Source organism: Methylomonas sp. LWB, assembly GCF_001856095.1.
GTDB lineage: Bacteria > Pseudomonadota > Gammaproteobacteria > Methylococcales > Methylomonadaceae > Methylomonas > Methylomonas koyamae_A.
Window position 1 is genome coordinate 1 of record NZ_MKMC01000091.1, and the last position, 386, is coordinate 386.

The window sequence follows — 386 nt, forward strand, 5'->3', positions numbered from 1 at the left end:
CGCCGCGCTGGAAACCGCCGACCTGGCCGCGCTGAGCACCGCCCAAGCCGCCGCGCTCAAATCCCATCAAGCCGCCGCGCTGACCACCGGCCAAGTCGCCAACCTGATCACCGCCGATCTGGCCGCGCTCAGCACCCTGGCGCTGAGCAACCTGACCACCGCCGGCATCGTCGCCCTGACCACCGCCCAAGCGGCGGCGTTGACCACCGCCCAAATCGCCGGGCTAACCACCCAACAAGTGGCCGCGCTGGAAACCGCCGACCTGGCCGCGCTGGGCACCGCCCAAGCCGCCGCGCTCAAATCCAACCAAGCCGCCGCGCTGAGCACCGCCCAAGCCGTCAACCTGGAAACCGCCGACCTGGCCGCGCTGACCACGCTGACCCTGA

At 71.2% G+C, this 386-nt stretch carries 1 protein-coding gene; it reads left to right on the plus strand.

Annotated features, from left to right (window positions below):
• Positions 1–386 (plus strand): hypothetical protein (locus BJL95_RS25370; protein ID WP_175463778.1); only part of this gene is annotated, 386 nt, incomplete at both ends.